Origin of the sequence: Hansschlegelia quercus (assembly GCF_004310425.1) — a bacterium.
Lineage (GTDB): Bacteria > Pseudomonadota > Alphaproteobacteria > Rhizobiales > Methylopilaceae > Methylopila > Methylopila quercus.
On sequence record NZ_SIUB01000012.1, the window covers coordinates 36,580 to 62,386 of the forward strand.

Annotated in this window: 21 protein-coding genes; 19 read left to right on the forward strand and 2 right to left on the reverse strand. The window is 66.3% G+C overall.

Annotation, left to right across the window (positions count from 1 at the left end):
- The 19 genes from EYR15_RS16670 to fabZ all read left to right on the forward strand — a co-directional run bounded on the left by EYR15_RS16670 (window position 1) and on the right by fabZ (window position 22,744).
- A complete protein-coding gene (locus tag EYR15_RS16670; protein ID WP_131004709.1) occupies window positions 1-1,665 on the forward strand; it encodes a ribonuclease J in 1,665 nt (554 codons plus the stop codon).
- A 143-nt stretch (window positions 1,666-1,808) separates the two neighbouring features.
- On the forward strand, window positions 1,809-2,213 hold the full coding sequence (gene mce / locus EYR15_RS16675) for a methylmalonyl-CoA epimerase (protein WP_131004710.1): 405 nt from the start codon (window positions 1,809-1,811) through the stop codon (window positions 2,211-2,213).
- A complete protein-coding gene (locus EYR15_RS16680) occupies window positions 2,210-2,491 on the forward strand; it encodes a DUF1467 family protein (protein ID WP_131004711.1) in 282 nt (93 codons plus the stop codon). The genes mce and EYR15_RS16680 overlap by 4 nt, the downstream gene beginning before the upstream one ends.
- An 87-nt stretch (window positions 2,492-2,578) precedes the next feature.
- Entirely contained in the window at window positions 2,579-3,694 is a 1,116-nt protein-coding gene (locus tag EYR15_RS16685; RefSeq protein ID WP_131004712.1) for a methyl-accepting chemotaxis protein, read from the forward strand.
- Window positions 3,695-4,202: 508 nt separating this feature from the next.
- Complete coding sequence (gene proS, locus EYR15_RS16690) at window positions 4,203-5,525, forward strand: proline--tRNA ligase (protein WP_131004713.1); 1,323 nt, start codon at window positions 4,203-4,205, stop codon at window positions 5,523-5,525.
- Between the two features lie 8 nt (window positions 5,526-5,533).
- Entirely contained in the window at window positions 5,534-6,826 is a 1,293-nt protein-coding gene (locus tag EYR15_RS16695; RefSeq protein WP_131004714.1) for a lipoprotein-releasing ABC transporter permease subunit, read from the forward strand.
- A complete protein-coding gene (locus EYR15_RS16700) occupies window positions 6,823-7,518 on the forward strand; it encodes an ABC transporter ATP-binding protein (protein ID WP_131004715.1) in 696 nt (231 codons plus the stop codon). Before EYR15_RS16695 ends, EYR15_RS16700 begins: the two co-directional genes overlap by 4 nt.
- Window positions 7,519-7,839: 321 nt before the next feature.
- Entirely contained in the window at window positions 7,840-11,289 is a 3,450-nt protein-coding gene (gene dnaE / locus EYR15_RS16705) for a DNA polymerase III subunit alpha (protein WP_131004716.1), read from the forward strand.
- Between the two features lie 159 nt (window positions 11,290-11,448).
- Window positions 11,449-12,474 carry a 30S ribosomal protein S2 gene (locus EYR15_RS16710; RefSeq protein WP_131004717.1) on the forward strand — a complete coding sequence of 342 codons (1,026 nt, stop codon included), beginning with the start codon at window positions 11,449-11,451 and terminating at the stop codon, window positions 12,472-12,474.
- A gap of 96 nt (window positions 12,475-12,570) precedes the next feature.
- Window positions 12,571-13,494: a translation elongation factor Ts gene (gene tsf / locus EYR15_RS16715; protein WP_131004718.1), complete on the forward strand. Its 924-nt coding sequence runs from the start codon at window positions 12,571-12,573 to the stop codon at window positions 13,492-13,494.
- A gap of 5 nt (window positions 13,495-13,499) precedes the next feature.
- Complete coding sequence (gene pyrH, locus EYR15_RS16720; RefSeq protein WP_131004719.1) at window positions 13,500-14,231, forward strand: UMP kinase; 732 nt, start codon at window positions 13,500-13,502, stop codon at window positions 14,229-14,231.
- 52 nt (window positions 14,232-14,283) lie between these two features.
- The gene (frr, locus tag EYR15_RS16725; protein WP_131004720.1) at window positions 14,284-14,847 is read left to right on the forward strand and encodes a ribosome recycling factor; all 564 of its coding nucleotides are present in this window, start codon (window positions 14,284-14,286) and stop codon (window positions 14,845-14,847) included.
- 138 nt (window positions 14,848-14,985) lie between these two features.
- Window positions 14,986-15,753 (forward strand): isoprenyl transferase, encoded by a 768-nt coding sequence (locus tag EYR15_RS16730; protein ID WP_131004721.1) that lies wholly within the window; start codon window positions 14,986-14,988, stop codon window positions 15,751-15,753.
- Window positions 15,750-16,601 (forward strand): phosphatidate cytidylyltransferase, encoded by an 852-nt coding sequence (locus tag EYR15_RS16735; protein ID WP_131004722.1) that lies wholly within the window; start codon window positions 15,750-15,752, stop codon window positions 16,599-16,601. Before EYR15_RS16730 ends, EYR15_RS16735 begins: the two co-directional genes overlap by 4 nt.
- Complete coding sequence (gene dxr, locus EYR15_RS16740; RefSeq protein ID WP_131004723.1) at window positions 16,595-17,788, forward strand: 1-deoxy-D-xylulose-5-phosphate reductoisomerase; 1,194 nt, start codon at window positions 16,595-16,597, stop codon at window positions 17,786-17,788. Before EYR15_RS16735 ends, dxr begins: the two co-directional genes overlap by 7 nt.
- Before the next feature lie 46 nt (window positions 17,789-17,834).
- Complete coding sequence (gene rseP, locus EYR15_RS16745) at window positions 17,835-18,983, forward strand: RIP metalloprotease RseP (RefSeq protein ID WP_131004724.1); 1,149 nt, start codon at window positions 17,835-17,837, stop codon at window positions 18,981-18,983.
- 326 nt (window positions 18,984-19,309) lie between these two features.
- Entirely contained in the window at window positions 19,310-21,544 is a 2,235-nt protein-coding gene (gene bamA, locus EYR15_RS16750) for an outer membrane protein assembly factor BamA (protein WP_428977146.1), read from the forward strand.
- An 88-nt stretch (window positions 21,545-21,632) separates the two neighbouring features.
- Window positions 21,633-22,232, forward strand: a complete 600-nt coding sequence (locus tag EYR15_RS16755; protein ID WP_131004725.1) for a hypothetical protein — start codon at window positions 21,633-21,635, stop codon at window positions 22,230-22,232.
- Between the two features lie 35 nt (window positions 22,233-22,267).
- Window positions 22,268-22,744 (forward strand): 3-hydroxyacyl-ACP dehydratase FabZ, encoded by a 477-nt coding sequence (gene fabZ / locus EYR15_RS16760; RefSeq protein WP_131004726.1) that lies wholly within the window; start codon window positions 22,268-22,270, stop codon window positions 22,742-22,744.
- A 66-nt stretch (window positions 22,745-22,810) separates the two neighbouring features.
- Here the strand turns inward: fabZ and gltA are convergent, their stop codons facing one another.
- A complete protein-coding gene (gltA, locus tag EYR15_RS16765; RefSeq protein ID WP_245498375.1) occupies window positions 22,811-24,142 on the reverse strand; it encodes a citrate synthase in 1,332 nt (443 codons plus the stop codon).
- 172 nt (window positions 24,143-24,314) lie between these two features.
- Complete coding sequence (gene gltX, locus EYR15_RS16770) at window positions 24,315-25,760, reverse strand: glutamate--tRNA ligase (RefSeq protein WP_131004727.1); 1,446 nt, start codon at window positions 25,758-25,760, stop codon at window positions 24,315-24,317.
- Window positions 25,761-25,807: the final 47 nt, after the last annotated feature.

Genomic DNA, 25,807 nt, shown 5'->3' on the forward strand with positions numbered 1-25,807 from the left:
ATGGCTTCGGACCTCGTCTTCGCGCCGCTCGGCGGAGTGGGCGAAATCGGCATGAACGCCGGCCTTTACGGCTATGGCGAAGGTAACAAACGACGCTGGCTGATGGTCGACTGCGGCGTAATGTTCGGCGACGCCGCCGCGACGCCCGGCATCGACCTCATCCTGCCTGACATCCGCTTTGCGAAAGCGAGGCGCGGCGAGATCGACGCGCTGGTGCTGACGCACGCGCATGAAGACCATTACGGCGCGCTTCTTGACCTGTGGCCCGAGCTTCGCTGCCCGGTCTACGCGACGCCGTTCGCCGCCGCGATGCTCGAGTCGAAGCGGGCGGCCGAGCGCGGCGCGCCCAAGATCGACGTGCGCGTCGTCAATCAGGGCCAGCGCTTCACCGTCGGGCCGTTCGATATCGAGATGGTCACGGTCGCACATTCGATCCCGGAATCCTGCGCGCTCGCGATCCGCACGCCGGCGGGCCTCGTGGTCCACACCGGTGACTGGAAGATCGACAAGACGCCCGTGCTCGGCCTGCCGACGGACGAGAAGCGCCTGCGCGAACTCGGTGAAGAGGGCGTCGCCGCGGTCATCGGCGATTCCACCAACGCGACGAGGCCCGGCCTGTCGCCGTCCGAGACGGAAGTCGCGACGAGCCTTGCGGGGCTGATCAAGGCTGCCAAGGGCCGCGTCGCGGTGACGACCTTCGCCTCGAATGTGGGGCGCCTGCGCGCGGTCGCGGACGCCGCCTTGGCTGCCGACCGCCAGGTCGTGCTGATCGGCCGCGCCATGTGGCGGGCGGCCGAGGTCGGCCGTGCGCTTGGCATGTTCGACGGCATCCCGGACTTCCTCGAGCCCGACGCCTACGGCTACCTGCCGCGCGACAAGGTCGTCGCGATGATGACCGGCAGTCAGGGCGAGCCACGCGCAGCGCTTGCCCGCGTCGCGCAGGGCGACCACCCGCTGGTGACGCTCGCCAAGGGCGACCGCGTGATCTTCTCCTCGCGCGCCATTCCCGGCAACGAGAAGGCGGTCGGCTCCATCATCAACGGCCTGATCGCCGGCGGCGCCGAGGTCATCACTGACCGCACCCACTTCACCCACGTCTCCGGGCATCCCCAGCAGGAGGAGCTCACGCTGCTCTACGGCTGGCTGAAGCCCAAGTTGCTGGTCCCGGTGCATGGCGAAGAGGTGCACATGGCCGAGCACGCGATCGTCGCGAAGAAGGCGGGCGTGCCGAAGGTCCTGCGGGTGCATGACGGCGAGGTCATCCGCGTCGCGGGCGGCGCCCCTGAGGTGGTCGACCAGATCGTCACCGGCCGCATGTTCAAGGACGGCAAGGTCATGATCCACGCGACTGAGCCGGCGGTCGGCGAACGTCGCAAGCTGTCCTTCGCCGGCGTCGTGTCGGTCGCGGTGGCGCTTGACGGGCAGGGCGGCGTCGCCGGCGATCCTGAGGTGCGCTTCACCGGCCTGCCGCCGCGGGATGACGAAGGCACGCCGATGCTGGAGGTCATTCGCGACACCGTGCTCGACTGTCTCGATGGCTTGCCGCGGCAAAAGCGCCGGGACCGCGGCTTGGTCGTGACCGCGATCGAGCGTGCGCTACGCTCCGAACTCAACCTGGTCTGGGGCAAGAAGCCGGTTTGCCACGTGGCGGTGCTGAAGGTCTGAGAACCAAAGCGTCCTCCCGGACGACGCAGAACGCCGATCCGGGATCGTCATCAAAATGGAGCGCTTGTCTCGGCGTACGATCCCGGCTCTACGCTTCGCTCCAGCCGGGATGACGCCCGGTCGCTCTGTGGAGGGACTTTGCGATGATCGGCCGCCTGAACCACGTCGCCATCGCCGTGCCGGACATCGAGGCCGCGACCGCGGTCTATCGCGATACGCTCGGCGCCAAGGTCACGCCGGTCGCCCAGGAGCCTGATCACGGCGTCTCCGTGGTCTTCATCGAACTGCCGAACACCAAGATCGAGCTGCTTGAGCCGCTCGGCGAGAACTCGCCGATCCAGGCGTTCCTCGATCGCTCGCCGGCCGGCGGCATCCACCATGTTTGCTACGAGGTCGACGACATCATTGCGGCGCGCGATCAGCTGAAGGCTCAGGGCGCGCGCGTGCTCGGCTCCGGCGAGCCCAAGACCGGCGCGCACGGCAAGCCCGTCCTGTTCCTTCACCCCAAGGACATGCTGGGGACGCTGGTGGAGCTCGAGCAGGCTTGATCTTCTCCTTCGTCAGCTGGCTTGCGGTCTACTTCGTCGTCTGGTGGACAACGCTGTTCGTGGTGTTGCCCTTCGGGGTGCGCAGCCAGTCCGAGGCTGGCGAGATCACGCCCGGCACGGAACCCGGGGCACCAACGGTCACGCGGGTCGCGCGCATCGCGATTATCACCACGATCGTGGCGACGATCGTCTTCGGCGTCGTCTATGTCTCGCTTACCCAAACAATGTTTACCCTCGACGACATCCCTCTTTTTCCTCGCTTCGACCGGGTCAGCTAGGTTGCCGGTCTAGCCAATTGCAACCTTATTAACCTTTCGCCGGCTAGCTTTTCGTGTGCCCACAAAGGCGGTCTGGGGGAAGAGGCGATGTTTTGGCGTAAGACAAAGACGGGTGCGGAGCAGGAGGCCAAGCTCGACGCCCTCAACAAGGTTCAGGCGATCATTGAGTTCGATCTCGATGGCAACGTAATTACCGCGAACCACAACTTTCTGAGCGTCGTGAGCTACTCGCTTGAGGAGATCACCGGCCGACATCACAGCATGTTCGTCGATCCTATAGAGGCTCAGGGGCCGGAATACCGCGCCTTTTGGCAGCGTCTGCGATCCGGAGAAATCCAGGCGACGCAGTTCAAGCGCATTGCCAAGGGAGGACGAGAAGTCTGGATCGAGGCTTCGTACAACCCGCTTAAGGACCGGTCCGGCAAACCGTACAAGATTGTGAAGTTCGCAACCGACGTGACGTCGCAGGTCAAGCTGCTGACCGATCTCCGGCGGATCATCGACCATAACTTCACCGAGATTGATCAAACGCTCGGCCAGTCTTCAAGCCAGTCGACGGCTGCGTCCGGCGCTACCCAGGCGGCGGCGAGCAACGTCAGCATGATGGCGGCGGCGGCCGAGGAATTGGCGGCGTCGGTGGAGCAGATCGCGGAAGGGATGGTCAAGTCTCATGCGGCGACAACGAGCGCCAGCGCCACCACGATGGCGGCTGGCGAGTCCGCGCAGCGTCTAAGTAAGGCCGCGGATTCCATGAGCGGAGTCGTCAACCTGATCCAGAACATCGCGGCGCAGATCAATTTGCTCGCCTTGAATGCGACGATTGAGTCGGCGCGCGCCGGCGATGCTGGCCGCGGCTTCGCGGTGGTCGCCCAAGAGGTGAAGAAGCTGGCTAACGATGCGGCGAAGGCGACTGAGCAGATCAGCTCCGAAATTGATCAGGTTCAGATGATCTCGGGAGAGGTGGTCTCATCTCTCGCCTCGATCGGAAGTTCGTTCGAAGTGATGCGCGAGCATGTGGCGGCAACCGCCGCGGCAATGGAGCAGCAGCGCGGCGTGACCCGGGACATGTCGTCGAACATGCATAGCGCCTCAGGAGCGGTAAACGGCATCTTCGACAACGTCGCCGCGATCTCCGCCGCCGTGGCTCAGGTGACCGCGGCGGTCGGCGTTACGCGGGACGCAGCTCGCGTGCTCGCCCGCTGAGGTCGCTTCTCGGGCCAAGAGGCGGCTTTCGGTCAAGGCGGGGGCGGCGCTCTCTTCTTCGTGGATAAGCGCCGCCGTCCGTCGAATCCGCTCAACCGACCTCCTGAAAAGCGAGGACGGGCCGATGGAAGGCAAAAAAAAGCAAGGCCGAAGCCTTGCTGCTTTTCAGTGCGCATTCCGTCCGAAGACCGACGCCGCGAGTGGTGCGGGACTTTCGGCGTCAGGCTGGAACGCCGTGAAGCGCTCCGGGGACGGGCGTCCTCCCAAGTGCGGAGCCGGGGTTGACCGGTGAGGCGAAAGCCGCCGGCTGGCTCCTTTGTTATGCGGAGAGACTAGCGGCCCCGCAGGGACTTGTCATCTCCCTAGGCACGTGGCGCCGAAAAAAGAAGCGAACGCCCCTCAGCGTCATTTACTTGTGTTTCACAGGCCCTTCGGCTTTCGTGCCGGCCGTCCGGGATATGCTGCCTGCGCCGGGCGAAGATTCGTTCGTAGGTCCTTGGGTCACTCGATGCGCCTCAGCCGTTACTTCCTGCCCATCCTGCGCGACGCGCCGAAAGAGGCGGAAATCGTCTCGCACCGGCTGATGCTGCGCGCCGGCATGATCCGGCAGGAGGCCGCCGGCATCTATGCCTGGCTGCCGCTCGGCCTGAGAGTGCTGAATAAGATCTCCGACATCATCCGCGAGGAGCAGAACCGGGCAGGCGCGATCGAGCTGCTGATGCCGACGCTCCAGCTCGCCGATCTCTGGCGCGAGAGCGGCCGCTACGACGCCTATGGCGAGGAGATGCTGCGCATCAAGGACCGCAACGAGCGCGATCTGCTCTACGGCCCGACCAACGAGGAGATGATCACCGAAATCTTCCGGGCCGGCGTGCGGTCCTACAAGGACCTGCCGAAGAACCTCTACCACATTCAGTGGAAGTTCCGGGACGAGCGCCGCCCGCGCTTCGGCGTGATGCGCTCGCGCGAGTTCCTGATGAAGGACGCCTATTCCTTCGACCTCGACGCGGAGGGGGCGAAGACCGCCTACAACCGCATGTTCGTGGCCTATCTACGCACCTTCGAGCGGCTCGGCCTCAAGGCGATCCCGATGGCGGCGGATACCGGCCCGATCGGCGGAGACCTCAGCCACGAGTTCATCATCCTGGCGAAGACCGGCGAGAGCCAGGTGTTCTGCCACAAGGATTTTCTCGGCTTCGAAGCGCCGGACGCTGACGTCGACTTTGACGATGCGGCCGGTCTGCAGGCGGTCGTCGACAAGTGGACGGCGTCATACGCGGCCACCGAAGAGATGCACGACGAGGCCGCCTTCGGCGCGATTCCCGCCGAGGCCCAGGTCACTGCGCGCGGCATCGAGGTCGGCCACATCTTCTATTTCGGGACGAAATATTCGGTTCCGATGAAGGCGCTCGTCACCGGGCCTGACGGCAAGGAGACGCCCGTCCACATGGGTTCCTACGGCATCGGGCCGAGCCGCGTCGCCGCAGCGGCGATCGAAGCCGGCCATGACGACGCCGGAATCATCTGGCCGGATGCGATTGCGCCGTTCCGGGTCGGGCTCATCAACCTGAAGCCGGGCGACGCCGGCGTCGACGCCGCCTGCGAAGACCTTTACGCCAAGCTGACGGCTTCAGGAGTGGACGTGCTCTACGACGACACGGACGATCGGCCCGGCTCCAAATTCGCGACCGCCGACCTGATCGGCTTGCCTTGGCGCCTCGTCGTCGGGCCGAAGGGCCTTGCCGCCGGCCAGGTCGAGCTCAAGCGTCGGGCGGGAGGGGCCGCGGAGACGCTGAGTCCCGAAGCCGCCCTCACCGCGATCCTCGGCTGACCCGGCGCATGGCGGAGCGCGGCGTCGAAGCCGGTTCTCCCTTGGGCTCCACGAAGCCGTTCGCGGCGTTCGAATGGCTGATCGCCGGTCGGTATCTCCGCGCGCGCCGCAAGGAAGGCTTCATCTCCGTCATCGCGGGGTTCTCGTTTTTAGGGATCACGCTTGGCGTCGCGACGCTGATCATCGTCATGGCGGTGATGAACGGCTTTCGCACTGAACTCCTCAACAAAATCCTCGGCATCAACGGCCACGTCGTCGCCCAGCCGCTCGACGGGTCGCTGACCGATTATGCGCCCGTCGCCCAACGCCTGGAGGGCGTGCCCGGCGTCAAGTTCGTGATCCCGCTGGTGGAAGGCCAGGCGCTCGCGTCCTCTCAGGCTGGCGCAAACGGCGTGCTCGTGCGTGGCGTCCGCGCCCAGGATCTCGGCAAGCTGACGCTGGTCTCCCGAACCATCCGCGAGGGCACGCTGGAGAATTTCGACGACGGCGGCGGGGTGCTGATCGGCAAGCGGCTCGCCGAGCAGCTCGGCCTGCACGCCGGCGACACGATCACGCTCGTCAGTCCGCGCGGGGCGGTGACGCCCATGGGCGTCACGCCGCGCATAAAGGGCTATCGGGTCGCCGCGATCTTCGAGATCGGCATGTCGGAATATGACGGCGCCTTCGTTTTCATGCCGCTGTCGGAGGCCCAGGCCTATTTCAACCGCGAGGATGACGTCACCGGGATCGAGATTTATCTCGACCGCCCGGACTCGATCGACGCCGTGAAGCCGAAGCTGCAGGAGGCGGCGGACCGGCCGCTCTACCTTCTCGACTGGCGGGACCGGAACAAGACGTTCTTCTCGGCGCTCGAGGTCGAGCGGAACGTGATGTTCCTGATCCTCACGTTGATCGTTCTTGTGGCCGCCCTCAACATCATCTCGGGCCTGATCATGCTGGTGAAGGACAAAGGCCGCGACATCGCCATCCTTCGCACCATGGGCATGACGCGCGGCGCGGTGATGCGCGTATTCCTGATCACCGGCGCCAGCATCGGCGTGGTCGGGACGCTCGCGGGCTTCGCCCTGGGGATGCTGGTCTGCTGGAACGTCGAAGGGATCCGCGCCTTCCTCGCTTATCTAACCGGGACCGAGCTGTTCTCGCCCGAAGTCTATTTCCTCAGCCGTCTGCCGGCCGACCCCGACGCGCGCGAGACCGCGACTGTCGTGCTGATGGCGCTCGTGCTCTCCGTGTTCGCGACGCTTTATCCCGCATGGCGGGCGGCGAGCCTCGAGCCGATCGAGGCGCTCAGAAACGAATGACCGACGAGCCGATCCACACGCCGCTGCTGATGCTCGACCGCGTTGCTCGCCGCTACGTCCAGGGCGAGGCGACCGTCGACGTGCTGGTCGACGCCTCCGGAGTGATCGAGGCCGGGGAGGTCGTCGCGCTGATCGCGCCGTCCGGCACGGGGAAGTCGACCCTGCTTCACGTCGCAGGGCTGCTGGAGCGGCCGGATAGCGGCGAGGTCTGGTTCGAGGGCCGGCCCACGGTCGGACTGTCCGACGCCGAGCGTACCGCGATGCGCCGCAATGAGGTCGGCTTCGTCTACCAGTTCCACCATCTGTTGCCGGAATTCTCCGCGCTCGAAAATGTCGTCATGCCGCAACTGATCCGCGGCCTGACTTCGTCCGAAGCGAAGTCGCGGGCGAAGGATCTCCTGTCCTATCTCGGTCTCGGCGCGCGGCTCCAGCACCGACCGTCCGAGCTCTCCGGCGGCGAGCAGCAGCGCGTCGCGATCGCCCGCGCCGTGGCGAACGCCCCAAAACTGCTGCTGGCCGACGAGCCCACGGGCAATCTCGATCCGACAACGTCGGCCCATGTGTTCTCGACCCTCATCGCGCTCGCGCGCGCCTCGGGCCTCGCCGCCATCGTCGCGACTCACAATCTTGAGCTTGCCGGCACGCTGGACCGACGGATTACGCTCAGGGACGGCGTCCTCGTCGACGCCTGACGCCACCTAGCCGGCCTTCTCGCCAGAATACGCTCCCGCAAATCCATCAGAGTCGCCGATGCCGCTTGACATGCAGAAACAAGAATGGAACAAAAAAAGAACATAACGGAACACAGGGACTTCAGTCATGGACATGCATCCCATCCGCGCCTTCGCCATCGGCTGCCTTGAGCTCAGCTCCGTCGCGACCTTCCTCGGCGCCCTATGGGTCTGGGCCGATGTTCTCGGCCGCGTCTGATCGTTTTCTGTGGAGGAGGGCGCCCTCCGTCCGGGCGCGACCCGCCGCAGGCGCTAGGATCGCGGCTCAGCGGGAGGCGGACGATGAGCGAAGGACTGAAGGCCGATCCGGGCTTCGTGCATCTCAACGTCCGGTCGTCCTTCTCTTTGCTCGAAGGCGCGCTGACGATCGCGAAGATCGCTGCCGGCTCGAAGGCCGACAAGCGCCCGGCGGTGGCGCTCACCGACGACAATCTGTTCGGGGCGCTTGAGTTCTCCGAGAAGCTCTCATCCTCCGGCATCCAGCCGATCGTCGGCTTGACGCTGGCGCTCGATTTCAAGGATCGCGAACAGCGCGGCGCCGGCCGGCCGGTGCGGGAGACGAGGCGGCCCGGGATCGTGCTGCTGTCGCGCAGCGAGACGGGCTACCGCAATCTCATGGCGCTGAGCAGCCGCGCCTTCCTTGATGGCGATTCGGACGGATCGCCTTACGCGACGCTCGACATGCTCGACGGCCGCTGTGAGGGCCTGATCGCGCTGACGGGGGGACCTGAAGGGCCGATCGACCGCGCCTTTAGCGACGGCGCCGACGACGTCGCAGGCGTCCGGCTGGCCAAGCTTGCTGACCTGTTCGGCGACGCGCTCTATGTCGAGATCCAGCGCCACGGCCTCGCTAGCGAGAAAGCTGTCGAAGCCGCGATCGTCAATCTCGCCTATGAGCGCGGCCTGCCGATCGTCGCGACGAACGGCGCGCGCTTCGCCGAGCGGAGCGATTACGAGGCCCACGACGCGCTGATCTGCCTCGCGGAAGGCCGCGTTCTCGCCGAGACCGAGCGACGGCAGATGTCGCCGGAGCATTATCTGAAGTCCCGCGCCGAGATGGCGGCGCTGTTCGCCGATTTGCCCGAGGCGTTGGAGAACACGGTCGAGATCGCCCGCCGCTCGGCCCATCGCCCAAAGACCGGAAAGCCGATCCTGCCGCGCTTCACCGTTGGGGCGGGGCAGGGCGACGACGCCGCCGAGGAGGCGGCGGAGCTGCGGCGTCAGGCGGTCGCGGGCCTCGCCGTCCGCCTCGCCGCGCACGGCCCCGCGCCGGATCTTGACGTGAAGGCCTATGAGGACCGGCTCGAATTCGAGCTCGGCGTCATCGTGGGCATGAAGTTCCCGGGCTACTTCCTGATCGTCGCCGACTTCATCAAGTGGGCGAAGCTTCAGGGCATTCCGGTCGGCCCCGGCCGCGGCTCGGGCGCGGGCTCGCTCGTCGCCTACGCGCTGACGATCACAGACCTCGATCCGCTCCGCTTTGGCCTGCTGTTCGAGCGCTTCCTCAATCCCGAACGCGTGTCGATGCCGGACTTCGACATCGACTTCTGCCAGGACCGGCGCGAGGAGGTGATCGCTTACGTCCAGAATCGCTACGGTCACGACCGCGTGGCGCAGATCATCACCTTCGGCACGCTGCAGGCCCGCGGCGTCATGCGCGACGTCGGTCGTGTGCTCGAGATGCCGTATGGGCAGATCGACAAGCTCTGCAAGTTGGTGCCGCAGAACCCGGCGAACCCCGTCACGCTTAAGCAGGCGGTGGAGGACGAGCCGAAGCTCAGCGAAGCCAGGGCCGCCGATTCCTCCGTCGCGCGGATGCTCGACATCGCGCTGAAGCTCGAGGGTCTCTACCGCCACGCCTCGACGCACGCCGCCGGCATCGTGATCGGCGACCGGCCGTTGTCGGAGCTCGTGCCGCTCTACCGCGACCCGCGTTCCGACATGCCGGTCACGCAGTTCAACATGAAGTGGGTCGAGCCCGCGGGTCTGGTGAAGTTCGACTTCCTTGGCCTGAAGACGCTGACGACGCTGACCACCGCCGTCGCGCTGCTCAGGAAGCGCGGGGTGGCGCTCGATCTGGAGAAAATCCCAATCGACGACGCTCCGACCTACGAGATGCTCGCGCGCGGCGAGACGGTCGGCGTGTTCCAGTTGGAAAGCGCAGGGATGCGGCGCGCGCTCGCCGATATGAAGCCCGACCGCTTCGAGGACATCATCGCGCTGGTCGCGCTCTATCGGCCGGGTCCGATGGCGAACATCCCGACCTATTGCGCGCGAAAGCACGGTCAAGAGAAGGCGCAGTACCTGCACCCGAAGCTGGAGCCGATCCTCGGCGAGACCTTCGGCGTGGTGATCTACCAGGAACAGGTGATGCAAGTCGCCCAGACGCTCGCCGGCTACTCGCTGGGCGAGGCCGATTTGCTGCGGCGCGCGATGGGCAAGAAGATCCGATCCGAGATGGACGCGCAGCGCGAGCGCTTCGTCACGGGCGCAGTCGAGCGCGGGATCGGCAAGGCGGATTCGGCGACGATCTTCGAGCTGCTCGCGAAGTTCGCTGACTACGGCTTCAATAAGAGCCACGCCGCGGCCTACGCGCTTGTCGCCTACCAGACGGCCTATCTCAAGGCGAACTACCCAGTCGAGTTCTTGGCGGCTTCTATGACGCTCGACATGGGGTCGACCGACAAGCTCGCGGAATTCCGGCAGGAGGCGGTTCGGCAGAAGATTTCGGTGAGCCCGCCTTGCGTAAACCGCTCAAGCGTCAGCTTCGACGTCGAGAATGGCGAGATCCTCTATGCGCTCGCGGCGTTGAAGGGAGTAGGCGGCCAGGCGGTCGAAGGCGTCGTGGCTGGTCGGCGCGAGCGGCCGTACCGCAACCTGCAGGATCTCGCCAAGCGGCTCGACGTCAAGGCGCTCCCGAAGCGCGCGCTCGAAAGCCTCGCTCAGTCCGGGGCGCTGGATGCGCTGGAGCCGGATCGGGCGCGGGCGCTGGCGAGCGTCGACGCGATCATGGGCGTCGCCTCGAAGCTGCGCGGCGACGAGGCGATCGGCCAGACAGACTTCTTCGGCGCGGTCGACGAGCCGATCCTGCCGAAGCCCTACGAGCCTTGGCCCGCCGGCGAGCGGTTGAAGCGCGAATATGAGGCGATCGGCTTCTTCCTCTCCGGCCACCCGCTCGACGACTATGGCCCGCTGCTCGAAAAGCTGAGGATCCGCCGCTACGCCGATTTCGCGATCGCCGCCAAGGCGGGCGCAACCGCGGGTCGTCTTGCGGCGACGGTCCTGACGCGGCAGGAGCGCAAGACGAAGACCGGCAATCGCATGGGCATCGTCACCCTCTCGGATCCGACAGGCCATTATGAGGCGGTGATCTTCTCGGAAGGTCTCGCGACCTATCGCGACCTCCTGGAGCCGAACACCGCTGTGATCGTGACGGTGCAGGCGGTGGTCGAGGGGGACGAGATCCGCATCCGGCTCGAGCACGTCGAGCCGCTCGATCAGGCCGCGGAGAAGATGCAGAAGTCGGTGCGCGTCTTCCTGCGCGGCCCAGATGCGTTCGAAGGCCTTTCGCGCAGGCTGGAGGCGGGAGACGGCGAGGTCTCGATAGTGCTGATGCTCGACGAAGAGGAGACGGAGGTCGAGATCAGGCTTCCCGGCCGCTACCGGGTCTCGCCGCAGGTTGCGGGCGCGCTCAAGACCGCTCCGGGAGTTGTCGCGGTGGAGGCCGCCTGAGAGACGGCGGCGCGGCTTGCTTTCTGCGGCTTTCTTCGCCTATACCCGCGCCATCCCACACGCGGGTCTGACGGCGATAACCAAGCCGTTCCGGCGCCAAGGCTCGAAGGTCGAGCCGGCGGACGCCCGCGGAGGCCTAACCGGAAAGCGAACGAACCAATGGCGATCCCTGATTTCACCATGCGTCAGCTGCTCGAAGCTGGCGTTCACTTCGGCCACCAGGCCCACCGCTGGAACCCGAAGATGGGCCAGTACATCTTCGGCGCCCGCAACAACATCCACATTATCGACCTCGCGCAGACCGTGCCGATGATGCACCGCGCGCTCCAGGCGGTCAGCGATGTCGTCGCCGGCGGCGGCCGCGTGCTGATCGTCGGCACCAAGCGCCAAGCGGCCGGCATCGTCGCCGATTCCGCGCGCCGCTCGGCTCAGTATTTCGTGAACTCCCGCTGGCTCGGCGGCATGCTGACCAACTGGAAGACGATCTCCGGCTCGATCCAGCGCCTGCGCAAGCTCGAGGAGATGCTTTCTGGCGAGGCCCAGGGCTTCACCAAGAAGGAGCGCCTGACGCTGTCGCGCGAGCGCGACAAGCTCGAGAAGACGCTCGGCGGCATCAAGGACATGGGCGGTCTGCCCAACCTGATCTTCGTGATCGACACCAACAAGGAGCAGATCGCGGTTAAGGAGGCCCAGCGCCTCGGCATTCCGGTCGCCGCGATCCTCGACACGAACTCCGATCCCGAAGGCATCACCTATCCGATCCCGGGCAATGACGACGCCGGGCGCGCGCTCGCGCTCTATGGCGATCTGATCGCCCGCGCCGCGATCGACGGCATCGGCCGCGGCCAGGGCGATGTCGGCGTCGACCTCGGCGCGCAGGAAGAGCCCGTGATCATCGAGCCTGCGCTCGACGAGCCGGCGGTTCCGCTCGAGCAGGCCGAGGACGTCTACGAGCTGCTCGCCGCTCCGCGCGGCGCGCCGGACGACCTCTCGAAACTGACGGGCGTCGGTCCGCAGCTCGAGCAGAAGCTCAACGAGTACGGCATCTACCATTACTGGCAGCTTGCGGCGATGAAGCCCGAGGACGTCGCCAAGGCGGATTCAGACATGAAGCTGAACGGCCGCTTCGATCGCGACGGTTGGGTGGCGCAGGCGCGCGAGCACCTCGCTCTGCTGGCGGCCTGAAAACTTTTCGCTTCGGTCCCGCGCGATGTTCCGCGCGGGACCTCTTAGAGATTTGCGCCGCCTGAGGGCGGCGCACGGCATTTTCAGAGGACTACGATGGCGAACGTGACCGCGGCCATGGTGAAGGAGCTTCGCGAGAAGACCGGCGCCGGCATGATGGATTGCAAGAACGCGCTCGGTGAGGTCGAAGGCGACATCGAAGCGGCTGTCGACTGGCTGCGCAAGAAGGGTCTGGCCAAAGCCGCGAAGAAGGCCGGCCGCGTCGCGGCTGAAGGTCTCGTCGCGCTCGCAGTATCCGGCGGCAAAGGCGTCGCCATCGAGGTCAACGCCGAGACCGACTTCGTCGCGCGCAATCCCGAGTTCCAGGAGATGGTGGCGACGATCGCGACCGTCGCGATTGGCGTCGGCCAGGACGTGCCGGCGATCGAAGCGGCCAGCTATCCGGGCGGCGGCACGGTCGCGGAGAAGATCCAGGCGACCATCGCCAAGATCGGCGAGAACATGACCCTGCGCCGCGCAGCCGAAATCTCGGTTCCGGCGGGCGTCATCGGCTCCTATGTACATTCCCCGGTGGGCCCGAACCTCGGCAAGATCGCGGTGATCGTCGGCCTCAAGTCCGAGGGCAAGGCTGAGCCGCTGCTCGCGCTCGGCCGCCAGATCGCGATGCATGTCGCGGCGACCAACCCGCAGGGCCTCAACGCCACATCGATCGATCCGGCGATCGTCGCCCGTGAGCGCGAGGTTCTGGCGTCGAAGGCGCGCGAGGGCGGCAAGCCTGAGAACGTCATCGAGAAGATCGTCGAGAACGGCGTGAAGACCTTCTACAAGGAGAACACGCTTCTCGAGCAGCCTTTCGTGCACGACGGCTCTAAGACCGTCGCGCAGGCGGTGAAGGCGGCGGAGTCGGAGGTCGGCGCCCCGATCGAGATCATCGGTTACGTCCGCCTCGCGCTCGGCGAGGGGGTCGAGAAGGAAGAGAGCGACTTCGCAGCGGAAGTCGCGGCGGCGGCCAAGGGTTGATCGCGGTGACGCCCGCGACCGAGACGAAGCCGCTTTATCACCGCGTCCTCGTCAAGGTTTCGGGCGAGGCCCTGATGGGCCCCTCCGCCTACGGCCTTCATCAGGAGACCGTCGACCGCATCGCCGCGGACCTTGCGGCGGCGCATGCGCTCGGCGTGGAGCTGGCGGTCGTCGTGGGTGGCGGCAACATCTTCCGCGGCGTCCAGGTGTCGAAGCAGGGCGTCGACCGGGCGACCGGCGACTATATGGGCATGCTCGCGACCGTGATGAACGCGCTCGCGCTTGCCGCGGCGCTGATGCGTCAGGGCGTGCAGACGCGGGTGCTTTCCGCGCTCGACATGCCGGCGGTGTGTGAGACGTACACACGGCCCCGCGCGCTTGCCCATCTCGACCGGGGCCGGGTCGTCATCTTCGCGGCCGGCACGGGCAACCCGTTCTTCACCACCGACACAGCGGCCGCTCTGCGCGCCGTCGAGATGGGCTGCGGCGCGTTACTGAAGGCCACTCAGGTCGACGGGATCTACACGAGCGACCCCAAACAGGATCCGGCGGCGACGCGCTACGATCGCGTCACCCATGACGAGGTCATCCAGCAGGATCTCAAGGTCATGGACACGGCGGCCTTCGCGCTTGCCCGCGAGAACGCACTTCCGGTAATCGTCTTCTCCATTCACGAGCCCGGGTCGATCTCCTCGGTGATCTGCGGCGAGGGCCGGGCGACCACGGTCGCAAGCTGACGTCTGCACGACGCGCGCGTCCCGGCGACCAAAAACAGGAAGCGACCAGACAATGGCCGACGCCGCGCTCGACCTCGACGACCTAAAGCGCCGCATGCATGGCGCGGTCACGTCCCTCAAGAACGATCTCGCAGGCCTGCGCACCGGCCGCGCCTCGACGAACCTGCTCGACCCGGTGGTCGTCTCGGCCTATGGCGCCGAGATGCCCCTCAATCAGGTCGCGACGGTCAGCGTACCGGAAGCGCGGATGCTGAGCGTCCAGGTCTGGGACCGCAGCATGGTCAACGCCGTCGAGAAGGCGATCCGGGAGGCCAATCTCGGCCTCAACCCGATCACCGAAGGTCAGCTGATGCGGATCCCGCTGCCGGAGCTCAACGCGGAGCGCCGCAAGGAGCTGGTCAAGGTCGCGCACAAATATGCCGAGGCCGCCAAGGTCGCCGCCCGTCACGTGCGGCGCGACGGGCTCGACACGCTGAAAAAGTCCGAGAAGGACGGCGACCTCAGCAAGGATGACCACGAGCGGCTGGCCGAGCAGGTCCAGAAGGCCACGGACGCGGCGGTCGAGGAGATCGACCAGGCGCTCGCAGCCAAGGAGAAAGACATCCTCCAGGTGTGATAGGCTGGGCTGGTCCAGCTGAGGCCGGACCCGCCGGAGCCGATACGGGCGATTGAGCCTGTATCGCCGGCGATGATGACGAACCCGCGCCTTAGGCGCGGGACAGGCTTCGATCTCACTTCGCCGGGCGAACCCGCCATGCCCACCATCAACGCCTCAAGATTGCCGGAGGGCGCCGTAGCCGAGGGCGACGGCGCACCGCGACACGTCGCCATCATCATGGACGGCAATGGGCGCTGGGCCGCGGCGCGCGGGCTTCCGCGCTTCGAAGGGCACCGTCGCGGGGTCGAGGCGCTGAAGCGCGCCGTGCGGGCCGCGGGCGAGTTCGGCGTGAGCTACCTCACCGTCTACAGCTTCTCCTCCGAAAACTGGTCGCGTCCGGCAGATGAGGTCTCAGACCTCATGAATCTGCTGCGTCTTTTCATTCGCCGGGACCTGTCCGAGCTGCACAAGAACAACGTTCGAGTTCGCGTCATCGGCGAACGCGCGGGTCTGCCAGAGGACATCGGCGCGTTACTGGTCGAGGCGGAGACCCTCACCGCGGGCAACAACGGCCTGACGCTAGTCGTCGCCTTCAATTACGGAGGCCGCCAGGAGATCGCCAGCGCCACGCGAAGAATCGCCGAGGCGGTTCGCGACGGGACGATCGATCCGGACCGGATCGATGCGGCGATGGTGGAAGCGCATCTCGATACGGTGGGCGTGCCGGATCCTGACCTCGTCATTCGCACAAGCGGCGAATTGCGGATCTCGAACTTCCTTCTATGGCAGAGCGCCTACGCCGAGTTCGTCTTCTTGGCCGATCATTGGCCGGACTTCGATCGAACGACGTTCGAGGAGGCGATCGCGAGCTTCAGGTCGCGCCAGCGCCGCTATGGCGGGCGCATCGCCGGGGTCGGCGCATGACAGAGGCGCGGGCGGCCGCGCGAATGTCGGAGCTCCAGCGGCGCGTGCTGTCGGCGATTGTGATGATCGCCGCCGCGCTGTTCGCCGCCATCGTCGGCGGGTTCGTGTTCGCGGCGTTCTGGATCGTCGCGGGCGTCGCCGTCGGTGTCGAGTGGGCCTGGCTCGCCGCGCGCGAGCCGCGGGCGCGTCGTCGCGCCGCGCGCGCTGCGGGCGTAACGCTCGGTCTCGCCGGCGCGCTGGCTGCGCTCGTGACGCTTCTACCGCTCGGCCCGTGGCCCATCGCCGGCGTGTTGATCGTCGGGGCTGCGCTCGTCTCGATCCTCGGCCGCCCGGCGGCGCTCGTGGGTCTCTCGGTCCCTTACGGCGCGGCCGTATTCCTCGGCGCGATCGCGCTGCGCCGCGACCCGGAAGACGGGCTGCTCGCGATTTTCTGGCTGTTCGCCGTGGTATGGGCGACGGACATCGCGGCCTTCTTCGTCGGACGATCGCTCCGCGGCCCGAAGCTCGCTCCGAGCATCTCGCCGAACAAGACCTGGTCCGGAGCGATCGGCGGCGCCATCGTGGGAACGGTGGCCGGGACGGTGGTGGCCGCGGCGGGCGGCGAAAGCGTTCTCCTGCCGGTCGCCGCGATCTCATTTCTCGCGGCCATTTTGGCTGAATGGGGGGATTTGTTCGAGTCCGGCATGAAGCGCGCGTTCGGCGCGAAGGATTCGAGCAGCCTGATTCCCGGCCATGGCGGACTGATGGATCGCCTGGACGGCTTCCTCGTCGCGGCGACCTTCGCAGCGGCGATCGGCGTCGCGCGCGGCGGCTTCGAGGCAGCCGGGCAGGGGCTCCTGCGATGGTGAGGCGCGAGCGCCGAAGCGTCACGCTGCTCGGCGCCAGCGGATCTGTGGGCCGTGCGACCGTCGATCTGATCGAGCGTGGAGGCGCGGACTACAAGGTAGAGGCGGTCGTTGGCGGCCGCGACGCCGCCGCGCTTGCGGAGATCGCCGTGAGGCTTGGCGCCAGCCTGGCGGTCGTCGCCGACGAGAGACAGGGCGGCGCGCTCGCCCGGGCCTTGGAAGGCTCGGGCGTGGCCAGCGCGGCCGGTCCTTCGGCCGCCATCGACGCCGCCTCCCGGCCCGTCGATTGGACGATGGCCGCGATCTCTGGCGCTGCGGGACTGGCGCCCACCATCGCGGCCGTGCGTCGTGGCGGGACGATCGCACTCGCCACCAAGGAGTGCCTCGTCTGCGCCGGCGCCGCATTCATGCGGGAGGTGGAGCGCGCGGGCGCCACGCTGCTCCCCGTCGATTCGGAGCACAACGCGCTCCTCCAGGCGCTCGGCGGGCAAAGTCTCGACACCGTGGAGACGATGACGCTGACCGCCTCCGGCGGCCCGTTCAGGACGTGGCCCGCGGAGGCGATCGCCGCCGCACGTCCTCAGGAAGCCTTGAAGCATCCGACATGGTCGATGGGCGCCAAGATCACGATCGATTCTGCGACGTTGATGAACAAGGGCCTCGAACTTATTGAGGCTCATTATCTTTTTGGAATCGGGTCTGACCGGCTCGAGGTCGTCGTGCATCCTCAATCCATCATCCACGGCCTCGTCACGTTCCGCGACGGCGCGGTGACGGCGGGGCTGGCGGCGCAGGACATGCGCGTGCCGATCGCCCACGCGCTCGGCTATCCCGAGCGAATTTCGACGCCTGCCGCGCGGCTCGACCTCGGGCGGATCGGAACTCTTACCTTTGAGGCCCCGGACCTCACCCGTTTCCCTGCGCTGCGTCTGGCGCGGGAGGCGCTCGAGGCCGGCGGCGGCGCGGCTACGATTCTGAACGCGGCCAACGAAGTGGCGGTCGCGGCTTTCCTTGATGGTCGGATCGGCTTTTCGGCGATCGCCGGCGTGGTCGAAGATGCGCTCTCCGATGCCGATGCCGCCACCCTACGGAACGCCCCGCAGACGGTTGAGGAGGCGCTTGAACTCGACGCGCTCTCTCGCCGATTGGCCGACAGCAGCTTGCCAGAGGCGGCGCTGCAGGCGCACTAACTTGAGAATCGACGCGCCGCCGGCTGCGTCCACCATCGAGGTTTCGATGTCCTTTTTGAACGAGATGATCGGCGCAGGCTCGGCGACACTCGGCTACCTCGTGCCGTTCCTCTTCGTGCTGACGCTCGTGATCTTCATCCACGAACTCGGCCACTTCCTGGTCGCGCGCTGGACGGGCGTGAAGGTGCTCGCCTTCTCGATCGGCTTCGGCCCGGAGCTGTTCGGCTTCAACGACCGTCGGGGCACGCGCTGGCGCCTGGCCGCGATTCCGCTCGGGGGCTACGTGCGATTTGCAGGCGACGAGAACGCCGGCAGCGCTCCGGATGTGGATGCGCTGGCGCGGATGAGCCCGCAGGAGCGGCGCAGCAGCTTCTTCTTCGCGCCGCTGCCCGCTCGCGCCGCCATCGTCGCGGCGGGGCCGATCGCAAACTTCCTGCTGGCGATCGCGATCTTCGCCGGGATTTTCATGGCCGCTGGTCGTCCGGTGACCGACGCAGTCGTGGACGAGGTCGAGCCCGGCAGCGCGGCCGCCGCCGCGGGATTTGCGCCTGGCGACCTTGTCGTCGACATCGACGGGACGAAGATTTCGTCATTTGGCGACATGCAGCGCATCGTCGAGACGAGCGCTGACCAGACGTTGAAGGTGACGGTCGAACGCGGCGGCGCGCCGGTGAGGCTCGAGGCGACGCCCCGCCTCAAGGAGATCACGGACGGCTTCGGCAACAAGATGCGAATCGGTCTGCTCGGTATCAAGCGCTCGACCAATCCGCAGAACGTGCGGGTTGAGCGTTTCGGACCGCTGGAGGCGGTCGCGGCTGGCGCGCAGGAGACCTGGTCTCAGGTGACGCGCACGACCGCCTACCTCGGCCGTATGCTCGTGGGTCGGGAGCCGACGGACCAGCTGGGTGGTCCGATCCGCATCGCGAAAACGTCCGGCGACTTCGCGTCGCTCGGATTTGTCGCGCTGCTGAGTCTCGCCGCGATTCTCTCGGTTTCGATCGGCCTTCTGAACCTTGTGCCGATTCCGATGCTCGATGGCGGACATCTGCTTTTTTATGGAATCGAGGCGCTGAGGGGCCGGCCGCTCGGGCCCAAAACTCAGGAGATGGGCATGCGGATCGGCCTCGCGCTCGTATTCGCTCTCATGATCTTCGCGACCTGGAACGACATCGTTCATCTTTCATCATTAGGCTGAATTCTGAGGCGGCGTTGCCCGGCCGCAACGGCTTGGGTCAATCGTCTCGTGTGCGTTGAGTAGCGAGTTTGCACGTGCTGGAAACTTCTGTAGAAGCGGACGTGGTCGCACCGCTGACGACTGCCGTCTCTGACGGTTGCGGGCGCAAATACGGTACGGGGGTCCGTCTGCCGATGAAGCGTATGGTTCGAGTAGTCGGGCGGCTCGCCCTCGCCTCGTCGGTGGCCGTTCAGGCGCTGGCGATCGGTGCCGGGGCCGGAGTTCTCGGCGCTTCCGAGGCGCATGCTCAAAGTGCGAGCGCGATCGTCGTTCGTGGCAATCAACGCGTGGACGCGGAAACCGTTCGCTCCTACTTCACGGGCCGCGGCCCGATCACTCAAAGCGTGATCGATGAGGGCATCCGGGGCCTTTACGCCTCGGGCCTCTTCTCCGACGTGCGCGTCTCTCGCTCGGGCGGCGGCATCGTGGTCGCTGTCAGCGAGAACCAGGTCATCAACCGCGTCGCCTTCGAGGGCAACTCGAAGGTGAAGGACGCCGTGCTGATCGCCGAGGTTCAGTCCAAGGCGCGTGGCCCGTTCAACCCCGCGCTCGTGCAGGCCGACGCCCAGCGTATCCAGGAAATCTACCGTCGCTCCGGCCGCTATGAGGCGACCGTCGAGCCGAAGACGATCGCGCAGCCTAACGGCCGCGTCGACCTGGTCTTCGAGGTGAACGAGGGTGGGAAGACCAAGATCCAGTCCATCGCTTTCGAAGGCAACGAGGCCTTCGGCGACGGTACGCTTCGCGACCAGATGTCGACCACCGAGTCGAACTGGCTGAGCTGGATCAAGACCTCCGACGTCTACGATCCGGACCGGATCAACGCCGACCTCGAGGCGATCCGCAAGTTCTACCTGAACCACGGCTACGCCGACTTCCGAGTCATCTCTGCGAACGCCGACCTGAACCGCGAGACCAACGCCTTCACGCTGAAGATCGTGGTCGAGGAAGGCGCGCAGTACCGGTACGGCCCGATCGAGGTCGAATCGAATGTCGCCGAGATCGACGCCGCGACCCTCAGGAGCAAGCTCCAGGTCTCGACGGGCTCGACCTATAATGCGAGCGAAGTCGACAAATCGGTCGAAGCCGCTTCGCTCGAGCTCGCTTCGCGCGGCTACGCCTTCGCGCAGGTCCGTCCCCGCGGCGACCGCAATCTCGAACAGCGCACGATCGGCCTGACCTTCGTGGTCGAGGAAGGCGCCCGTGTCTATGTTGAGCGGATCAACGTGCGCGGCAATACGCGCACGCGCGATTACGTCGTCCGTCGCGAGTTCGATATCGGCGAAGGCGACGCCTACAATCAGATCTTCATCGATCGCGCGGAGCGGCGCATCAAGGCGCTCGGCTTCTTCAAGACCGTGCGGATCACGACGGAGCCCGGCTCTTCGCCTGACCGAGTCATCGTGAATGTGGACGTCGAGGATCAGGCGACCGGCGAGTTCTCGATCGCCGGCGGCTACTCCTCGCAGGATGGCATCATCGGCGAAATCGCGCTCGGCGAACGCAACTTCCTCGGCCGCGGCCAGTACGCACGCATCGCGGCGCAGTTCGGTCAGAACGTCTCGGGCTTCGACTTCTCGTTCACCGAGCCGTACTTCCTCGGCTACCGCGTCTCGGCCGGCGTCGACGCTTATGTGAAGCGCCGCGACGACACCGATTACACCTCGTACAAGGTCGACACCTATGGCGGCGGTGTCCGCTTCGGGTTCCCGGTCTCCGAGGAGATCTCGATCGGCACGCGCTATCAGGTCTACCAGCAGGACCTGAAGATCCCGAGCCGCTATCGCGATCCGACGGATGACGACCGTGCGTCGGCCGCGGTGTTCGAAGCCGAGGGCAAGACGCTTACGTCGCTCGCCGGCCTTTCGCTGATCTACAACAACCTCGACAATCCCGCCGACCCGACGCTCGGCTTCTATGCCGAGCTCAAGGGCGACGTGGCCGGCCTCGGCGGCGACGCGAAATATCTCCGCGGCACCTTCGACGGGCGCTACTACCACCCGCTCTACTTCGACGGTGTGGTCGGCATGCTCCGCGCGCAAGCCGGACATATCAAGGCGTTCGGCAACGACGATCTGCGCGTGCTTGACCACTTCTCCGGCGGTCCGGACCTTGTTCGCGGTTTCGAGCCCCAGGGCTTCGGTCCACGCGATCTTGGAACGAACAACAATCTGATCGGAAGCCCGAACGACGACCCGCTCGGCGGCACGACCTATTTCGGCGGCTCGGCGGAAGCCCAGTTCCCGATCTTTGGTCTGCCGAAGGAGATCGGCCTGAAGGGCGCGCTTTTCGCCGATGCTGGTACGGTCTTCAATTACGAAGGCATCAAGTCTCTTGATGTGGACGGCACGCGGCTTGAAGTGAATGCCGCCGACAGCAAGAAGATCCGCTCCTCGGTCGGCGCCTCGCTGCTCTGGAATTCGCCGCTCGGCCCGATCCGCTTCGACTTCGCCAAGGTTCTGACCAAGGCGAAGTACGACGAGACGCAGTTCTTCCGCTTCTCTGGCGGCACGCGGTTCTGATCCGGCGCGCCGCTTTCGCGGCGGCTCAAACTCTCTTAAACGGGCGGCGGCGCCAAACCGCCGCCCGTTTACGTTTTTGCAGGCTCTCATGGCCGAACCGCTTTTCCTCAATGCAGCTCGCGGCCGCCCTCAAGCGGTGTTCGGCTCGGGCGTCGCGCCCGGAGCCGTCGTGCACCCGGACGCGCGGCTCGAACAGGACGTGACAGTCGATCCGGGCGCCGTCATCGGGCCGCGCGCGGAGATCGGTAGAGGCGCTGTGATCTGCGCAAACGCGGTGGTGGGGCCGGACGTCCGTCTCGGCCGTGGATCAGCCGTCGGCGCGGGCGCCACTCTCGTCAATGCGCTGATCGGCGATCGTGTCGTCATTCATCAGGGAGCGCGCGTCGGTCAGTCCGGCGCCGAAGTCGCGCCCGGGGAGGGCGCCAGTCGGGCGGGGCGCGTTATCTTACAGGACGACGTCGTGATCGGGGCCAACGCCACGATCGACCGGGGTTCGCTCCGCGACACCGTGATCGGCGAAGGCAGCCGGATCGACAATCTGGCGCATATCCGGCAGGACGTCATGATCGGGCGACGCTCGACGATCTCCGCCGGCGCCGCCATAGAGCCGGGTACCCGGCTCCCGGACTTCTCGAACAGCCTGCCCGGCGCAGCGGCCGGGCTTGCTCCGCGGGAGCTCGGCTCCTAAGGCCCCCGCGAACCTTTCTTCAACAGGACATGATGATGACCGACGACACGCCACGGGCGACGCCGACCGAGCTTGGCTCGGCCGACATCATGCAGATCATGGCGTATCTGCCGCATCGCTATCCTTTCCTGCTGGTGGACCGGGTCATCGACATGGACGGCGACAGATCGGGCGTCGGCATCAAGAACGTCACGTTCAACGAGCCGCACTTCCAGGGCCATTTCCCCGCGGCCCCCGTGATGCCGGGCGTGCTGCTGATCGAGGGAATGGCGCAGACCGCGGGCGTCATCTCGATCGCCGCTCGAGCGTCCACGCCTGCTCCGCGGGTCGTCTACTTCATGACGATCGACAAGGCGAAGTTCCGCAAACCGGTGACCCCTGGCGACGTGGTCGAATACCACATGACCCAGCTTCGCAAGCGGGGATCGATGTCGTGGTTCAAGGGCGAGGCGAAGGTCGCAGGACGATTGGTTTGCGAGGCCGAGATTTCCGCGATGCTCGTCGATAAGTAGGTCGCAGGGACGCGCGCACGAAAAAGCCCCGGAGCGTGCGCTCCGGGGCCTTTCTCGATGCATGGCTCAGCGGCGCTGTTCGATCGGCACGTAGTCGCGCTCTGCAGCGCCAGTGTAAAGCTGGCGTGGGCGGCCAATTTTCTGCGAGGGATCCTCGACCATTTCCTTCCACTGGGCGATCCAGCCGACGGTGCGCGCCAATGCGAACAGCACGGTGAACATGTCGGTCGGGAAGCCCATCGCCTTCAGCGTAATGCCCGAATAGAAGTCGATGTTCGGGTACAGCTTCTTCTCGACGAAATAATCGTCCTTGAGCGCGATCTGCTCGAGCTCCATCGCGACCTCGAGCAGCGGGTCATCCTTGATGCCGAGTTCGCCGAGGACCTCGTGGCAGGTCTTCTGCATGATCTTGGCGCGCGGATCGTAGTTCTTGTAGACCCGGTGGCCGAAGCCCATCAGGCGGAACGGATCGTTCTTGTCCTTGGCCTTGCGGACATAGGCGTCGACCTTATCGGGGGTGCCGATTTCGGAGAGCATCTTCAGCGCCGCTTCGTTGGCGCCGCCATGGGCGGGACCCCAGAGGCAGGCGATGCCGGCCGCGATGCAGGCGAAAGGATTCGCGCCAGAGGAGCCGGCGAGGCGGACCGTCGAGGTCGAGGCGTTCTGCTCGTGATCGGCGTGCAGGATGAAGATGCGATCCATCGCGCGGGCCAGCACCGGGTTGACCTTGTACTCCTCGCACGGCACCGCGAAGCACATGTTCAGGAAGTTCGCGGAGAAATCGAGCGCGTTCTGCGGGTAGATGAACGGCTGGCCGATCGAATATTTGTAGGCCATCGCAGCGAGCGTCGGGATCTTCGCCACCATGCGAATGGCCGCGATCTCCCGCTGCTCCGGGTCCGTAATGTCGGTTGAGTCGTGATAGAACGCCGAGAGCGCGCCGACGACGCCGCACAGCACCGCCATCGGATGCGCGTCGCGGCGGAAGCCGGAATAGAAGCGCGACATCTGCTCGTGCACCATCGTGTGGCGCGTCACGAGCCTGTCGAAATCCGCCTTCTGCGCCGAGGTCGGCAGCTCGCCGTGAAGCAGCAGATAGCAAGTCTCGAGGAAGTCGCCGTGGTCGGCGAGTTCGTCGATGGGGTAGCCCCGATAGAGCAGCACGCCCTGATCGCCGTCGATATAGGTGATCTTCGACTCGCAGCTCGCGGTCGAGGTGAAGCCGGGGTCGTAGGTGAAGAGGCCGGTGTTCTTGTAGAGCGTCTGAACGTCGAGGACGGACGGACCCACGGAACCGTGCCGAATGGCGAGATCCAGGTCGGCCGAGCCGATTGTGAGGCGCCCGGTCTCCGGCTCGCCGGGGCTGTCGACCTTGAGCGTGCTGGTGGTCGCGTTCATACGCCAAGCCCTCTTCTCTGGAGAAAGCCCCGTCGCGCCGCTGGCGGAAGCGTCATTTCGCCGACGAAAGGAACGTGGCGTACGCAGACCGTCGCGGTGGGCGCGGCGCTACTTTTGTTGCAGTGCGACTTAGCGCTGTCAAACGCCTCGCCAAGTATGCGTCCGCGAGGGTCTACGCCGCGGCGGCCTGATCCTCGATGCGGGCGAGGCTCTCTTCCCGGCCGAGCGCCACCAGAACGTCGAAGATGCCCGGCGACGTCTTCCGGCCGGTCAATGCGGCGCGAAGCGGCTGGGCAAGCGCGCCGAGCTTGACGCCCGCCTCTTCGGCAAGCGCGCGCACTTCCTGCTCCGCGCCATCCGCCGTCCAGTCGGGAAGAGCGGCGAGCCGCCCGTGCAGCTTCGCCAGCAGAGCGCGCGCGTCCGGCGTCAGCAACTGCTCGGCGGCGGGCTCTAGAGAAAGCGGCCGCTCGTCGAGCAGGAAGCGCGCCCCGTCGAGCAGTTCGACGAGGGTCTTCGCGCGTTCCTTCAACCCGGGGAGAGCGGATTCGAAGGCCGGCCAAAGGCCTGCCGCATCCAACCTCGCCTGCGCCTGAGGGCCGCCGGGAAGATGGGGCAGGGCGGCGCGCAAGGCGGTCATCAGCTCGGCGTCCGGCGTCGCGCGCATGTAATGGCCGTTGAGGTTCTGAAGCTTGGCCTCGTCAAAACGCGCGGCGGAGCGGCCGACGTCCGCCACGTCGAACCATTCTATGGCCTGCTCGGTCGAGAAGATCTCGTCGTCGCCATGGCTCCAGCCGAGCCGCGCGAGATAGTTCCTGAGCGCCGCCGGCAGGTAGCCCATCTCGCGATAGGCCTCGACGCCGAGCGCGCCGTGACGCTTCGAGAGCTTTGCGCCGTCGGGGCCATGGATCAGCGGAATATGTCCCATCTTGGGAACGGCCCAACCAAGTGCCTCGTAAATCTGGGTCTGCCGGGCCGCGTTCGTCAGGTGGTCGACGCCGCGGATGACATGGGTGACGCCCATGTCGTGGTCGTCCACAACCACGGCGAGCATGTAGGTCGGCGTGCCGTCGGAGCGTAGCAGGACGAGGTCGTCGAGGTCCTTGTTCGGAATGACCACGCGGCCCTGAACAAGATCGTCGACGACGGTCTCGCCTTCGTTCGGCGCCCTGAGCCGGATGGCGGGCTGGCGGTCGGTGGGCCGATCCGCCTCGGGCCGGTCGCGCCAGCGCCCGTCATAGCGCGGCGGGCGGCCCTCGGCCTGCGCCGTCGAACGCATCTCCTCCAGCTCCTGGGGAGTGGCATAACAGGGATAGGCGCGCCCGCTCGCGAGCATCTCGTCCACTGCCTGGCGGTGCCGGGCGGCGCGCGCAAACTGGAAGACGGCGTCGCCGTCCCAGTCGAGGCCGAGCCATTTCAACCCGTCGAGAATGGCGGCGATCGCCGGCTCGGTCGAACGTGCGCGGTCGGTGTCTTCGATGCGCAGCAGCATCTTGCCGCCCAGGCTTCGCGCAAACAGCCAGTTGAACAGCGCCGTCCTCGCGCCGCCGATATGCAGGAAGCCGGTCGGCGAGGGCGCGAAGCGGGTGACGACAGTCTCGGCCAAGGCGTCGGATCTCATGGGGTTTCGAGCAGCGCGCCCGGCGTCTCGACGCGGCGCGGCGTGGG